Annotated in this window: 13 protein-coding genes; 3 read left to right on the top strand and 10 right to left on the bottom strand. The window is 70.4% G+C overall.

Annotated features, from left to right (window positions below; all coding sequences use genetic code 11):
• Nucleotide 1 precedes the first annotated feature (1 nt).
• Both rapZ and uvrC read right to left on the bottom strand, forming a co-directional pair.
• Nucleotides 2-859 carry an RNase adapter RapZ gene (gene rapZ, locus D0D37_RS36695; protein ID WP_116205180.1) on the bottom strand — a complete coding sequence of 286 codons (858 nt, stop codon included), beginning with the start codon at nt 857-859 and terminating at the stop codon, nt 2-4.
• A 52-nt stretch (nt 860-911) separates the two neighbouring features.
• Nucleotides 912-2,942, bottom strand: coding sequence for an excinuclease ABC subunit UvrC (uvrC, locus tag D0D37_RS36690; RefSeq protein WP_116205179.1), 2,031 nt, complete (start codon nt 2,940-2,942; stop codon nt 912-914).
• A 218-nt stretch (nt 2,943-3,160) separates the two neighbouring features.
• Here uvrC and D0D37_RS36685 point away from each other — a divergent pair, with 218 nt between their 5' ends.
• Nucleotides 3,161-3,946: an exodeoxyribonuclease III gene (locus D0D37_RS36685; protein ID WP_116205178.1), complete on the top strand. Its 786-nt coding sequence runs from the start codon at nt 3,161-3,163 to the stop codon at nt 3,944-3,946.
• A gap of 4 nt (nt 3,947-3,950) precedes the next feature.
• Here the strand turns inward: D0D37_RS36685 and D0D37_RS36680 are convergent, their stop codons facing one another.
• From D0D37_RS36680 to rpe, 5 genes are all read right to left on the bottom strand, one after another.
• Complete coding sequence (locus tag D0D37_RS36680) at nt 3,951-4,397, bottom strand: PH domain-containing protein (RefSeq protein WP_116205188.1); 447 nt, start codon at nt 4,395-4,397, stop codon at nt 3,951-3,953.
• A 5-nt stretch (nt 4,398-4,402) separates the two neighbouring features.
• Nucleotides 4,403-4,909, bottom strand: a complete 507-nt coding sequence (gene ribH / locus D0D37_RS36675; protein WP_116205177.1) for a 6,7-dimethyl-8-ribityllumazine synthase — start codon at nt 4,907-4,909, stop codon at nt 4,403-4,405.
• On the bottom strand, nt 4,906-6,177 hold the full coding sequence (locus D0D37_RS36670; RefSeq protein WP_208720310.1) for a bifunctional 3,4-dihydroxy-2-butanone-4-phosphate synthase/GTP cyclohydrolase II: 1,272 nt from the start codon (nt 6,175-6,177) through the stop codon (nt 4,906-4,908). The genes ribH and D0D37_RS36670 overlap by 4 nt, the downstream gene beginning before the upstream one ends.
• A 93-nt stretch (nt 6,178-6,270) precedes the next feature.
• Nucleotides 6,271-6,876 (bottom strand): riboflavin synthase, encoded by a 606-nt coding sequence (locus D0D37_RS36665; protein WP_116205175.1) that lies wholly within the window; start codon nt 6,874-6,876, stop codon nt 6,271-6,273.
• 84 nt (nt 6,877-6,960) lie between these two features.
• Entirely contained in the window at nt 6,961-7,644 is a 684-nt protein-coding gene (rpe, locus tag D0D37_RS36660; RefSeq protein ID WP_116205174.1) for a ribulose-phosphate 3-epimerase, read from the bottom strand.
• 169 nt (nt 7,645-7,813) lie between these two features.
• On the opposite strand from rpe, the gene phoA reads away from it, so the two are divergent.
• Entirely contained in the window at nt 7,814-9,217 is a 1,404-nt protein-coding gene (gene phoA, locus D0D37_RS36655; protein WP_116205173.1) for an alkaline phosphatase, read from the top strand.
• A gap of 64 nt (nt 9,218-9,281) precedes the next feature.
• On the opposite strand, the gene D0D37_RS36650 is transcribed toward phoA, so the two are convergent.
• From D0D37_RS36650 to fmt, 3 genes are read right to left on the bottom strand one after another with little or no spacing between them, the layout of a single operon-like run.
• The gene (locus tag D0D37_RS36650) at nt 9,282-9,788 is read right to left on the bottom strand and encodes a flavoprotein (protein WP_116205172.1); all 507 of its coding nucleotides are present in this window, start codon (nt 9,786-9,788) and stop codon (nt 9,282-9,284) included.
• The gene (locus D0D37_RS36645; RefSeq protein ID WP_116205171.1) at nt 9,785-11,209 is read right to left on the bottom strand and encodes an RsmB/NOP family class I SAM-dependent RNA methyltransferase; all 1,425 of its coding nucleotides are present in this window, start codon (nt 11,207-11,209) and stop codon (nt 9,785-9,787) included. The genes D0D37_RS36650 and D0D37_RS36645 overlap by 4 nt, the downstream gene beginning before the upstream one ends.
• The gene (fmt, locus tag D0D37_RS36640) at nt 11,206-12,132 is read right to left on the bottom strand and encodes a methionyl-tRNA formyltransferase (RefSeq protein ID WP_116205170.1); all 927 of its coding nucleotides are present in this window, start codon (nt 12,130-12,132) and stop codon (nt 11,206-11,208) included. The genes D0D37_RS36645 and fmt overlap by 4 nt, the downstream gene beginning before the upstream one ends.
• Before the next feature lie 125 nt (nt 12,133-12,257).
• Between fmt and D0D37_RS36635 the strand changes: the two genes are divergently transcribed.
• Nucleotides 12,258-12,716 carry a GatB/YqeY domain-containing protein gene (locus tag D0D37_RS36635; protein ID WP_116205169.1) on the top strand — a complete coding sequence of 153 codons (459 nt, stop codon included), beginning with the start codon at nt 12,258-12,260 and terminating at the stop codon, nt 12,714-12,716.
• Nucleotides 12,717-12,940 lie beyond the last annotated feature (224 nt).

Raw genomic sequence — 12,940 nt, 5'->3', positions numbered from 1 at the left:
GTCACTCCCGGCCAAGATCCCGGTGCACCACCTTTACTGCCATGCCGTCCTCATTGGACAGTCGCTGGGCGAGTTCCTCGGAGATCGCGACGCTGCGGTGCTTGCCGCCGGTGCAGCCGACCGCGAGCGTCAGGTACCGCTTGCCCTCGCGCTTGTAGCCCGCGCCGATGAGCCGCAGCAGCTGGTGGTAGCGGTCGAGGAATTCCTCGGCGCCTTCCTGCGACAGCACGTAATTGCGCACCTCGCCGTCGAGGCCGGTGTGCTCGCGCAGCTCCGGGATCCAGAACGGGTTCGGCAGGAACCGCACGTCCATCACCAGGTCGGCGTCCATCGGCAAACCGTACTTGTAGCCGAAGGACAGCACGGTGACGCGGGTCTGCGTGCTGGTCTCGGAACCGAACGCGTCCTCGATCTTCGCGCGCAGGTCGTGCACCGACAGCGCGGACGTGTCGAGCACCAGGTCGGCCTCCTCGCGCAGCGGCGAAAGCAGCTTGCGCTCGGCGGTGATGCCGTCGGCGAGCCGGCCGTCGCCCTGCATCGGGTGGCCGCGGCGGACCGATTCGAAGCGGCGCACCAGCACCGCGTCGGTGGCCTCCAGGAACAGCACGCGCGGCTTGTAGCCCCGGGCGTCCAGATCCTTGATCACCGAGGCCAGGTCGTCGGTGAACGCGCGCGAACGCACGTCCATCACCACCGCCACCTTCGTGATCGCCCCCCGTGCCTGCGCGCCGAGCTCGACCATGGTGGCGATCAGCTCCGGCGGCAGGTTGTCGACCACGAACCAGCCGAGGTCCTCCAGGCATTTGGCCGCCGTGGAGCGGCCCGCGCCGGAGAGGCCGGACACGACCGCGACCTCCATCCCGCTGCCCCGTTTTTCCTCTTCCGCACTCACTTGTGTGCTTCCTTCCCGATCACGACCCCTGGTCCCCTCCCGGTACTGCTCGCGGTGCGGCGCCGGTCTCCCCGGCCAGTGCCGCCACCACGGCCTCGGCGGTGCGCCTGCCGAAACCGGGCACCGCTTCGATTTCCTCGACCCGGGCCTGCTTGAGCTTCTTCACCGAGCCGAAGTGCTTGATCAGCGCGGTGCGCCGAGCCTGCCCGAGCCCGGGCACACTGTCCAATTCGGACGTCTGCATGCGCTTGGCGCGTTTTTCGCGGTGGTAGCGAATGGCGAACCGGTGCGCCTCGTCGCGCAGCCGCTGCAACAGGAACAGCGCGTCGGACGTGCGCGGCAGGATCATCGGATCCGGTTCTCCGGGCAGCCACACCTCTTCGAGCCGCTTCGCGAGCCCGACGACGGCGATGTCGGTGATGCCCAGTTCGGCGAGCACATCCGCGGCCGCCGTGGCCTGCGGGCCCGCGCCGTCGACGACCAGCAGGTTCGGCGGGTAGGCGAACTTGCGCGGACGGCCGGTCTCCGGGTCGATCCCGGCGCGCACCGGCCGGACCGCCTCGTCCCCTGCTTCCTCGACGGTCTCGTCCGCGGTTTCCGTTGCCTCAGCGGCGTTTTCGGCCGTTTCCTTGAGATAGCGGTAGAACCGCCGGCGCACGACCTCGGCGATGGACGCGACGTCGCCCTCGGTCGCCGCCTCGCGCAGCGCGAACTTGCGGTACTCGGACTTGCGCGGCAGCCCGTCCTCGAACACCACCAGCGACGCCACGACGTCGCTGCCCTGGATGTGGCTGATGTCGATGCACTCGATCCGCAGCGGCGCACTGTCGAGCGCGAGGTAGTCCTGGAGTTCCTGCAGCGCCGCGGACCGCGCGGTGAGATCGCCCGCGCGGCGCAGTTTGTGCTGGGTGAACGCTTCCTTGGCATTGCGCTCCACCGTTTCCGCGAGCGCCTTCTTGTCGCCGCGCTGTGCGACCCGCAGCCGCACCCGCGACCCGCGCAGGCCCGACAGCCACTCGGCGACCGCGTCGGCGTCCGCGGGCAGCTCCGGCACCAGCACCTCGCGCGGGACGACCGGACCGACCTCGACGTCGTCGCGGCCCACGCGGTCGGATTCCTCGCCGTAGAACTGAGTGAGGAAGTGGTCGACCAGCGCCTGGACGTCCATCTCCTCGGCCTTGTCGATCACCCAGCCGCGCTGCCCGCGCACGCGCCCGCCGCGCACGTGGAACACCTGGACGGCGGCCTCCAGTTCGTCGTGCGCGAAGGCGACGACGTCCGCGTCCGTGCCGTCGCCGAACACCACGGCTTGCTTCTCCATCGCGCGACGCAACGCCCCGAGGTCGTCCCGCAGCCGCGCGGCGCGCTCGAACTCCAGCTCCTCGGAGGCCTGAGCCATCTCGCGCTCGAGCCGCTTGACCATCGCGTCCGTGCGGCCGGCGAGGAAGTCGCAGAAGTCCTCCACGATCGCCCGGTGCTCGTCCGCCGACACCCTGCCGACGCACGGCGCCGAGCACTTGTCGATGTAGCCGAGCAGACACGGCCGCCCGATCTGCCCGTGCCTGCGGAAGACGCCGGCGGAACAGGTGCGAGCGGGGAAAACGCGCAGGAGAAGGTCGAGCGTCTCGCGGATCGCCCACGCGTGCGAGTACGGCCCGAAGTAGCGGACGCCCTTCTTGCGCGCGCCGCGGTAGACGTGCAGCCGGGGGAATTCCTCGTTCAGCGTGACCGCGAGGACCGGATAGCTCTTGTCGTCGCGGTAGCGGACGTTGAACCGCGGGTCGAACTCCTTGATCCAGTTGTACTCCAGCTGGAGTGCCTCGACCTCGGTCCCGACGACGGTCCACTCGACGCTCGCCGCGGTGGTGACCATCTGCCGCGTGCGCGGATGAAGGCCGGACAGGTCGGCGAAGTACGAGTTCAGCCTGCTGCGCAGGCTCTTCGCTTTGCCGACGTAGATGACTCGCTTGGCGGCGTCGCGGAACTTGTACACGCCAGGCGAGTCCGGGATGCTCCCCGGCTGAGGTCGGTAGGTGGTCGGATCAGCCACGTGCCCCACTGTATGGCGCGGGTCCGACAGTTTCCGTGAGACCCCTTAATGGAGGCAGGTGCGTCCGGGGTTCAGCCGACGCGGTCCACGGTCTCCGGAATGCGCGGAGACTCGGGTTCTCGTGAGTGTTTGTGCCGGTTAGAACCGGCACAAACACTCACGAGGCCAGTCTGCCGTAGCCTGGCCACGCCGATCCGCCGAACGATCAGGGAGCAGCCATGACCGTCCGCGTCGCCACCTGGAACGTCAACTCCATCGTTCCCCGGCTGCCCCGCGTGCTCGACTGGCTCGACCGCACCGCGCCGGACGTCCTGTGCCTGCAGGAACTCAAGAACACCACCGAAGCCTTCCCCGCCGACGAGATCACCGCGCGCGGATACGAGGTCGCCGCGTACGGGCTGGGGCGCTGGAACGGCGTCGCGATCCTCTCGAAGATCGGGCTCGACGACGTGGTGCGCGGGCTGCCGGGCGAACCGGGCTTCGACGGGCAGGCCGAGGCGCGCGCGATCGGCGCGACGTGCGGAGGGATTCGCATCTGGTCGGTGTACGTGCCCAACGGGCGCGAGCCGGAAAACCCGCACTACGCCTACAAACTCGAGTGGTTCGAGAGGCTCAGCGACCTGGTCGGCGAGGAACTGCAGAACGCGCGGCCGTTCGCGGTGCTCGGCGATTTCAACGTCGCGCCCACGGACCAAGACGTCTGGGACATCTCGGTTTTCGCCGAGTCCACGCACGTCACCGAGCCCGAGCGGGCAGCGCTCAAGAAGCTCCGCGACGCGGGACTGTCCGACGTGTTCCCGCGGCCGCTGAAGTACGACCACCCGTTCACGTACTGGGACTACCGCGCCGGAAACTTCCCCAACAACAAGGGAATGCGCATCGACCTCGTCTACGGGAACGAGGTTTTCGCCAAGGCGGTCACCGATTCCTACGTGGACCGCGAAGCCCGCAAGGGCAAGGGACCGTCCGACCACGCACCGATCGTCGTGGATCTGGACCTCTAGAAACTCATGCCTCGGTGGCGGCCCGGTGCAGCTTCCGCAGCGCGCGCACCGCCAGCACCGCGCGTTCCCGGTCCACGGCCTGCACCGCCATCACCGAGAAGTACTCGTCGTCCGGCAGTTCCAAACGAGCCCACGAGGCGCCGTCCGGGAAGCTGATCGACAGCACCTGATCCCAGGTGAACACGCGCCGCGCGAGCACGTTGCGGACCTCGATGCCGGTGGCGTCCGCGCGGACGCGGGCGTTGCCGAACAGCATCGTGCCCGCCGACAGCGCGACGCCGATGCCGATCATCGCGATCTGGTCCGACGCCTCGAACACGACGCCGGTGTGGGAGCTGCGCAGCAGCACCGCGACCACCACGAACACCGCGAGCAGCGCCACCGCCAGCACACTGCACATGACGAGCGCCCGGCGCGGCCGGATCACCAGGGTGGTCTGCTGCTCGGTCATCACGCTCACACGAATCCCCGCTCGGTCCACGGCTTGCCCAGGCCGCGCAGCACGTGCGCGGTGTCGAGCGCCGCCACGGCCGCTTCGTAGCCTTTGTCTTCCACGGAGCCGGGCATGCCGGAACGGTCCAGCGCCTGCTGCTCGGTGTCGCAGGTCAGCACGCCGTTGCCGACCGGGGTGCTCTCGTCGAGCGCGACCCGGGTGAGGCCTGCGGTCACCGCGTCGCAGACGTACTCGAAGTGTGGGGTGCCGCCGCGGATCACGACGCCCAGCGCGACGACCGCGTCGTGGTTGCGCGCGAGCGCCTGCGCCACGACCGGAAGCTCCACCGCGCCCGCCACGCGGACGACCGTGGGCTCTTCCTCCAGCTCGGCGTCCTTGGCCGCGGCGAGCGCGCGCTCCAGCAGCACGTCGGTGATCTTCGCGTTCCACCGCGTCGCGACGACCGCCAGCCGCAGGGACTTGCAGTCGCGCAGGTCGAGCGCGGCTTCCGGCCGCCCCTCGCCGCTCATCGCGTGGTGTCCTCCTCGGTGCCCTGGTCGGACGCTCCGACCTGGTCGTAGTGCTCGAGCTGGCTGAGGTCGTGCCCCATCCGGTCGCGCTTCGTGCGCAGGTACCGCAGGTTCTCCGGGTTCGGCGAGATCGGCAGCGCCTCGCGGCCGGTGACGCGCAGGCCGTAGCCCTCGAGCCCGACCCGCTTCGCCGGGTTGTTCGTGAGCAGCCGCATCGACCGGACGCCGAGGTCGCACAGGATCTGCGCGCCGGTGCCGTAGTCGCGCGCGTCCGCGGGCACGCCCAGCGCCAGGTTCGCGTCGACGGTGTCCGCGCCCGCGTCCTGCAGCTGGTACGCCTGCAGCTTGTGCAGCAGGCCGATGCCGCGGCCCTCGTGCCCGCGGATGTAGAGCACGACCCCGCGGCCCTCGTCGGCTACCTTCTGCAGCGCGGCGTCCAGCTGCGGGCCGCAGTCGCAGCGCAGCGAGCCGAAGACGTCGCCGGTAAGGCATTCGGAGTGGACCCGGACCAGGATGTCTTCGCCGTCGCCGATGTCTCCGTACACGAAGGCGACGTGCTCGATCCCGTCGAGCAGGCTGTCGTATCCGACCGCGCGGAACGTGCCCGCGGTCAGCGGGATCCGCGCCTCGGCGACGCGCTCGACCTGCTTCTCGGTGCGCCGCCGGTAGGCGATCAGGTCCGCGATCGAGATGATCTTGAGGTCGTGATCGGCGGCGAACACTTCCAGCTCGTCGCGCCGCGCCATGTCGCCCTCGTCCTTCTGCGACACGATCTCGCAGAGCGCGCCGGCCGGGTGCAGGCCCGCCAGCCGGGCCAGGTCGACGGCCGCCTCGGTGTGCCCGGGCCGGCGCAGCACACCGCCCTCCTTGGCGCGCAACGGCACCACGTGCCCGGGGCGGCGGAAGTCCTTCGCGGTGGCTTCGGGATTGGCCAGCAGCCGGGTCGTGTGCGCGCGGTCGGTGCCGGAGATGCCGGTGCTGATGCCCTCCGCCGCGTCGACCGTGACGCTGTACGCGGTCCCGCGCTGGTCCTGGTTCGTGTGATACATCGGCGGCAGGTCGAGCCGGTCCGCCTCGGATTCGGTCAGCGCGACGCACACGTAGCCCGAGGTGTAGCGCACCATGAACGCGAGCAGCTCCGGCGTCGCCTTCTCGGCGGCGAAGATGAGGTCGCCCTCGTTCTCGCGGTCCTCGTCGTCGACGACGACCACCGCACGCCCGGCGGCGATGTCCGCGATCGCGGCTTCGATGGCGTTGACGTCCACCACCGCGTCTGCCCCGCACGGGGTCCAGCCGGTCTGCGGCTCGGCCGCCTTCGTCTCGCTCACGGGTGCTCCTTCGCTGCCGCCGCCGGGTGGATGTCACACATTGTGCGCGTTCGCCGCCACGTGTGGCGCAGTGAGCTTCTCCACGTATTTCGCGACGACGTCCACTTCGAGGTTCACGGGGTCGCCTTCTTCCCGCCTGCCGAGCGTCGTCACTTCGAGCGTGGTGGGGATCAAAGCGACCGAAAACCGGTCCTCGGACACGCTTGCGACGGTGAGCGAAACGCCGTCCACGGCGATCGAGCCCTTCTCCACGACGTACCGCGACAAGGCCGGGGGCAGGGAGAACGTCGTCACGCCGCGCTCGTCGCGGGAGACGAAGACGCCGGTGCCGTCCACGTGGCCCTGCATGATGTGCCCGCCGAGCCGCCCGCCCGCCGGGGTCGCGCGTTCGAGGTTGACCGCGTCGCCGACGGCCACCTTCGCGAGGCTCGAACGCTGAAGTGTCTCGTTCACCACATCGACGGTGAACTCTCCGCCGGAGACCGTGACGACGGTCAGGCAGACGCCGCTGACCGCGATCGAATCGCCGTGGCCCGCGTCCGAGGTGACCAGCGGGCCGCGCACGGTGAGCCGAGCCGCGTCGGTGAGTTGCTCGACCGCGGTGACCTCGCCGACCTCTTCGACAATTCCCGTGAACACTGCTGCCTCCTCGCCCGGCCACCGCCCTCGGTGGCCCCTCCATCCAACACCCGCCCGGCCCCGGGAGCTTCCCGGGCCGCGACGTCAGCTGACGCGAAGGCGGGCGGCCTGCTCGCGCAGGGCGGCGATGGCGCGGCCCGGGTCCTCGGCCCCGTAGACGGCCGAGCCCGCGACGAAGCAGTCGACGCCCGCTTCGGCGGCCTGTTCGATGGTGTCGGCGTTGATCCCGCCGTCGATCTCGACGACCAGCTTGAGGTGCCCGGTGTCGACCAGCCGGCGCGCGGTGCGCACCTTCTCCAGCACGTCGGCGATGAACGACTGCCCGCCGAAGCCCGGTTCGACCGACATGACCAGCAGCGTGTCGTAGTGCTTGAGCGTTTCGAGGTGCGGTTCGAGCGGCGTGCCCGGCTTGATCGACAGACCCGCCTTCGCACCCGCGGCGCGCAGGTTCTTCGCCAGCATGACCGGGTCCGCGGCGGCTTCCGCGTGCACCGTGACGTTGTACGCGCCGGCCTCGGCGTAGCCGATCGCCCAGCGGTCCGGGTCGTCGATCATCAGGTGGCAGTCGAGCGGGAGATCCGTCGACTTCAGCAGCGACTGGACCACCGGGAGGCCGAGGGTCAGGTTGGGCACGAAATGCGCGTCCATGACGTCCACGTGCACCCAGTCGGCCCGGGTCTGCCCGGGGTGCGCGACGGCCGCGATCTCCTCGCCGAGCTTGGCGAAGTCGGCGGACAGGATGCTGGGTGCGATGAGAGGTGAAGCCACGACCCGAGTGTAAGAGGACCGCGTTCCCGGCTGTTCACCGGCCGTGACCGCATCGGAGTTCGCTTTCCGGACACCGGGCGCTCATCCGGATTCTCCGCATCGAACACATCGGCGAGCACTAATGGGTCGCATCCGGAAATTCCGGACGAGAAGCACCTCGAGGAGAACCATGAGAACGGTCTTGGCAGGCCGCCGGAAGTGGCTGGCCGCGGGCGCGCTGGGCGTCGCGATGGTCGCCGCCGCGCCGGTCGCGATCGCCGCGCAGGGCAACCAGGACGACCAGGGCGCGCGCACCGCTTCGGCGGGCGCCGGCGACCGCACGCAGGAGATCCGCCAGGCGATCCAGGGCGGGCACGCGCGCAACGTCATCCTGTTCATCGGCGACGGCATGGGCCAGTCCGAGATCACCTCGGCGCGCAACTACGAGCGCGGCGCGGCCGGCCGGCTCGCGATGGACGAGTTCCCGCTGACCGGCGACTACACCACGTACGCGGTCGAGAAGGGCAACCCGGCGAAGCCGGACTACGTCACCGACTCCGCGGCGTCCGGCACCGGATGGGCGACCGGCACGAAGACCTACAACGGCGCGATTTCCGTGGACGCCTACGGCAACCCGGTCCCGACGCTGCTCGAACTCGCCAAGCGCGGCGGCCTGCGCACCGGCGACGTGACCACCGCCGAGGTCCAGGACGCGACCCCGGCCGTGCTCGGCGCGCACGTGGTCGACCGCGACTGCAAGGGCCCGGACGAGACGACCAAGAAGTGCGCGCAGAACGCCAAGGAGAACGGCGGCGCGGGCTCGATCTCCGAGCAGCTCGTGCAGACTCGCCCGGACGTGCTCCTCGGCGGCGGCGCGAAGTACTTCGACCAGAAGGCCACCGCGGGGCAGTTCAAGGGCAAGCCGGTTCTGGAGCAGGCCAAGGCCGCCGGGTACAACGTGGTGAACACCGCTGACGACCTGGCCAAGGCCCGTCCGGGCAAGCCGCTGCTCGGGCTGTTCGCGCCGGGCAACCTGCCGGTGAACTGGGCCGGGCCCAAGGCGACGCAGGGCGGTACTGCGCCGACTCGTTGCACGGCGAACCCGGCGTTGCCGAAGTCGCAGCCGAAGCTGGTGGCGCAGACGCAGAAGGCGTTGCAGTTGCTGGAGGACCGGCGTAGCAACAAGGGGTTCTTCCTGCAGGTCGAGGGCGCTTCGATCGACAAGCAGGACCACGCGGCTGATCCGTGTGGGCAGATCGGCGAGACGATCGACTTCGACGCTGCCGTTGCGGCTGGGCTTGCTTATGCGCGTAGCCACACTGACACGCTCGTTGTGGTGACCGCGGATCACGGGCACACCAGCCAGATCGTGTCGAACGACGCGAAGACGCCTGGCCAGACCGCCACGCTGATCACCAATGAGGGCGCGAACATGACCCTCAATTACGGGACTGCGCTGCCTGGTTCGTCGATGGAGCACACCGGGACTCAGGTCCGGATCGCGGCTTACGGGCCGCAGGCGGCGAACGTCGTCGGGCTGACCAACCAGACCGACCTGTTCGGCACGGTGAAGCGCGCTCTTCGCCTGCGCTGAGCCTCAAGTCCGTGAGGGGAACCCTGAGGGACTCTGATTCCCTCAGGGTTCCCCTCACGGCTTTTTACGCAGGCGAGGGCAGCAGGTCCAGGGGTTCCGACCACGGGCGGCGCGGGTCCAGGCGGTGGAGGCGGACGCCTGCTTCGGCCAAGGTGTCGAGGTGCCGCTGCCAGGCCGGGTGGTGCGCCCGGGTCGGCTGGATCTGGTAGGCGACGACGATGGTGATCCCTGGCGCGCCAAGGACGTCGCCGAGCAGCGTAAGCGCCTGATTGTCCGCGATCCCCAGCGCCAGCTTCGCCACTGAGTTCGCGGAGGCGGGCGCGAAAAGGAAGACCTTCGGGTCCGGGTGCGGGCGGGGTTCGCCGGGGAGGCGGGACGTGCTGCGCACCGGAAGATCCGTCGTGGCTTCCAGTTCGCCCAGGCCGCCAGTGGCTTTCAGCCAGCCCCAGGCCGTCGGGGTGAGCGTGATCGCGAGCCGCCAGCCTCGGGCGACTGCCGGTTTCGCCAGCTCGTCGGTGAACCGGGTGTCCAATCCGCCGCACGAGCTGGCGACCAAACCCAGCTCCGTCACGGTTTGCGCAGCACCGCGCAGAACATCGCGTCGGTGCCGTGTCGGTGGGGCCACAGCTGCACGTACGGGCCGTCGCCGAGTTGCGGGACGTCGGGGAAGAACTCCCGGGCGTCCACGATCTCGGACTTGGTCCGGCGGGCGGTTTCGCCTACCACGCCTTCGGTTTCGGCCAGGTGCGGCGAGCAGACGACGTACGTGACGATGCCGCCCGGACGCACCAGGTCCAGCGCCGCGATCAGCAGTTCGCCCTGCAGCTTGGTGAGGTCCGCGACGTCCGACGGCTTGCGGCGCCACCGCGCTTCCGGGCGGCGGCGCAGTGCGCCCAGGCCGCTGCACGGGGCGTCGACCAGGATCCGGTCGTAACCCGGTTCCAAGCCGGATTCGCGGCCGTCGGCGACGTACACGGTCACCGGCAGGCCCTCGGTAGTGTTCTCGATCAGCCTGGCGCGATGCGGAGCCTTCTCGACGGCGTCCACGTGCGCACCGCTGCTCTTGGCCAGTGCGCCGAGCAGCGCCGCTTTGCCGCCGGGGCCCGCGCACAGGTCCAGCCAGCGTTCGTCGGAGCCCTCCAGCGGGACCTTGGTGACGGCGATGGCGCACAGCTGGCTGCCTTCGTCCTGCACCGCGGCAAGGCGTTCGCGCACGGGTTCCACGTCGGCCGGGTCGCCCGCGCCCGCGGGCAGGTGGACGCCGTAGGGCGAGTACGGCGCGGGGTCGCCGCCGGTGATGGCGGCCAGTTCGTCGGCGCTGATCTCGGCGGGGCGGGCGACCAGGTGCACCTCGGGGCGGGCGTCGTCCGCTTCGAGGGCGGCTTTCAGCTCAGCGCCCTTGTCCCCCAACGCTTCCGCGAACGACCGGGCGACCCAGCGCGGGTGCGCGGTACGGAGCGCGTACGCGCCGATCGGGTCGGTGGCCTCGTCCGGCGTCAGTTCGTCGAGCCACTGCGCCTCGTCCTTTGTGGACACCGCGCGCAGGATGGCGTTCGTGAACCCCGTTGCCCACGAACCGGCTTCGGCGCGGACGAGGTCCACAGTGGACCCGACGGCGGCGTGCTCCGGGATCCGGGTGCGCAGCAGCTGGTAGACGCCGAGCCGCAGCGCGTCGAGCACCACCGGGTCGGTCTTCTCGATCGGCCGGTCGGCGCACGCGGCGATCACCGCGTCGAGCAGGCCCTGCGCACGGGCGGAGCCGTAGGTCAGTTCGGTGGCCAGCGCGGCGTCGCGGCCGCTCACGCGGCGTTCCCGCAGCAGCTGCGGGAGGACGAGGTTGGCGTACGCGTCCTTCTCGCGCACGGCGCGCAGCACGTCGAACGCCACCTGGCGGGCCGGGTCGATCTCCGGCGGACGCCGCGGTCCCTGTTTGCGCGGAGCCGGACGGCCCCGCTGCGGCCGTGACGGCCGCCGTTCTCCACGCTCGTTCACCGCAGGCGCTCTCCTTCGTCGATCCTCGTGCCGCGCGCCCAGTCGGTGGCAGCCATCCGTTTCTTCCCGGCCGCCTGGACCTCGCCCAGCCGCACCGGTTTCGTCGCCGTGCCCACGAGCACGCGTTTGCGCTCGACCACCAGCTCGCCCGGCCGCGGACCGGGTTCGTCGAGCACGGTGACCGGCCCCAGCTTGAACCGCTCGCCGCGGAACTCCGCCCACGCGCCGGGCTCCGGCGTCACCGAGCGGATGTGCCGGTCGACCGCCGAAGCCGGGTCGGCGAACGACACGCGCGCGTCCTCGACGGTCACCTTCGGCGCGTAGCTCATGCCCTCGCCCGGCTGCTCGACCGCGCGCAGCTTGCCGTCCTCGATGCCGTCCACGGTGGACACCAGCAGGTGCGCCCCGGACTCGGCGAGCCTGCCGAGCAGCGCGCCGGACGTGTCCTCCGGGCCGATCGTCTCGGTCACCACGCCGAACACCGGCCCCGCGTCGAGTTCCTTCACGATCCGGAAGGTGGACGCGCCGGTCATCTCGTCGCCGGCCCGGATCGCCGCCTGCACCGGGGCCGCGCCGCGCCACGCGGGCAGCAGCGAGAAGTGCAGGTTGACCCAGCCGTGCGCCGGGATGTCGAGCGCGGACTGCGGCAGCAACGCCCCGTACGCGACGACCGGGCAGACGTCCGGCTCCAACTCGCGCAACCGGGCGAGAAACGCCGGGTCACCAGCACGAGCGGGCGTAAGCACCTCGATGCCGTGCTCGTCGGCGAGGGCCCCGACCGGGGACCGCAGCACCTTGCGCCCGCGCCCGGCCTGGGCGTCCGGCCGCGTGACGACCGCGACGACCTCGTGCCGCTCGGACTCGATCAGCGCGCGCAACGACGGCACGGCAGGCTCCGGGGTGCCGGCGAAAACGAGACGCATCACCGCACCTCCGGAAGGGAAAAGGGGATTTCAGGCTGGTCGGACATCGGAAGCGAGTCTAGAAGACCCCCTCCCCGACGGCGCGGCGCGGGCAGCCAGCCGGGGCGGGCGCCAGGATCGGGTACATGACCACGCTGAAGGCGACCCTGCACGACGACCTGACGACCGCGATCAAGGCAAGGGACCAGCTGCGCTCGGCAACCCTGCGGCTGACCCTCTCGGCGATAGGCTACGAAGAAACCGCAGGCGACACGGCCCGCGAACTCTCCGACGACGAAGTACTGAAAATCATCACCCGAGAGGTGAAGAAACGCCGCGACGCCGCCGAGGCCTTCGAGAAGGCAGACCGCGCGGAGTCAGCGGAGCGTGAACGAGCCGAAGCCGAGATCCTCACCGCCTACCTGCCCGCCCAGCTCTCGGACGACGAACTGCGCGGCCTGGTCACCGAGGCAGTGACAGAAACCGGTGCCTCGGGAATGGCCGGAATGGGCGCGGTGATGAAGGCAGTACAGCCGAAGATCGCTGGCCGCGCGGAAGGCTCCCGCGTCGCCGCCGAGGTGAAACGCCAACTCTCCGCCAGCTGACCCTGCGCGCAGCTCTCCCCCGCCCCTCGCGCCTGGTCGCCCTCCGCCGGTCGTCCGTGAGGGGAACCTTCACGGACTCTGAGTCCCTCAGGGTTCCCCTCACGACCCACCGCCGGTCCGTGAGGGGCCCCTTCACAGACATAGATTCCCTCAAGGAGCCCCTCACGGACCACCACCCAACCGCCACCGGCGCACCCACGATCGAGGCACCCAGCCCCTCCCCC

The organism is Amycolatopsis circi (genome assembly GCF_003385235.1).
In the GTDB taxonomy this organism is placed as follows: Bacteria; Actinomycetota; Actinomycetes; order Mycobacteriales; family Pseudonocardiaceae; genus Amycolatopsis; species Amycolatopsis circi.
Note: the sequence above shows the minus strand (reverse complement) of the source record. Positions and strands in the feature narration are given on the sequence as shown.

What these genes read in the sequence shown, in the direction of transcription:
- rapZ (WP_116205180.1), bottom strand. Translation starts at nt 859, where the DNA reads ATGGAGGTCGCGGTCGTGTCCGGCCTCTCCGGCGCGGGCCGCTCCACG.
- D0D37_RS36685 (WP_116205178.1), top strand. Translation starts at nt 3,161, where the DNA reads ATGACCGTCCGCGTCGCCACCTGGAACGTCAACTCCATCGTTCCCCGG.
- D0D37_RS36680 (WP_116205188.1), bottom strand. Translation starts at nt 4,397, where the DNA reads ATGACCGAGCAGCAGACCACCCTGGTGATCCGGCCGCGCCGGGCGCTC.
- ribH (WP_116205177.1), bottom strand. Translation starts at nt 4,909, where the DNA reads ATGAGCGGCGAGGGGCGGCCGGAAGCCGCGCTCGACCTGCGCGACTGC.
- phoA (WP_116205173.1), top strand. Translation starts at nt 7,814, where the DNA reads ATGAGAACGGTCTTGGCAGGCCGCCGGAAGTGGCTGGCCGCGGGCGCG.
- fmt (WP_116205170.1), bottom strand. Translation starts at nt 12,132, where the DNA reads ATGCGTCTCGTTTTCGCCGGCACCCCGGAGCCTGCCGTGCCGTCGTTG.
- D0D37_RS36635 (WP_116205169.1), top strand. Translation starts at nt 12,258, where the DNA reads ATGACCACGCTGAAGGCGACCCTGCACGACGACCTGACGACCGCGATC.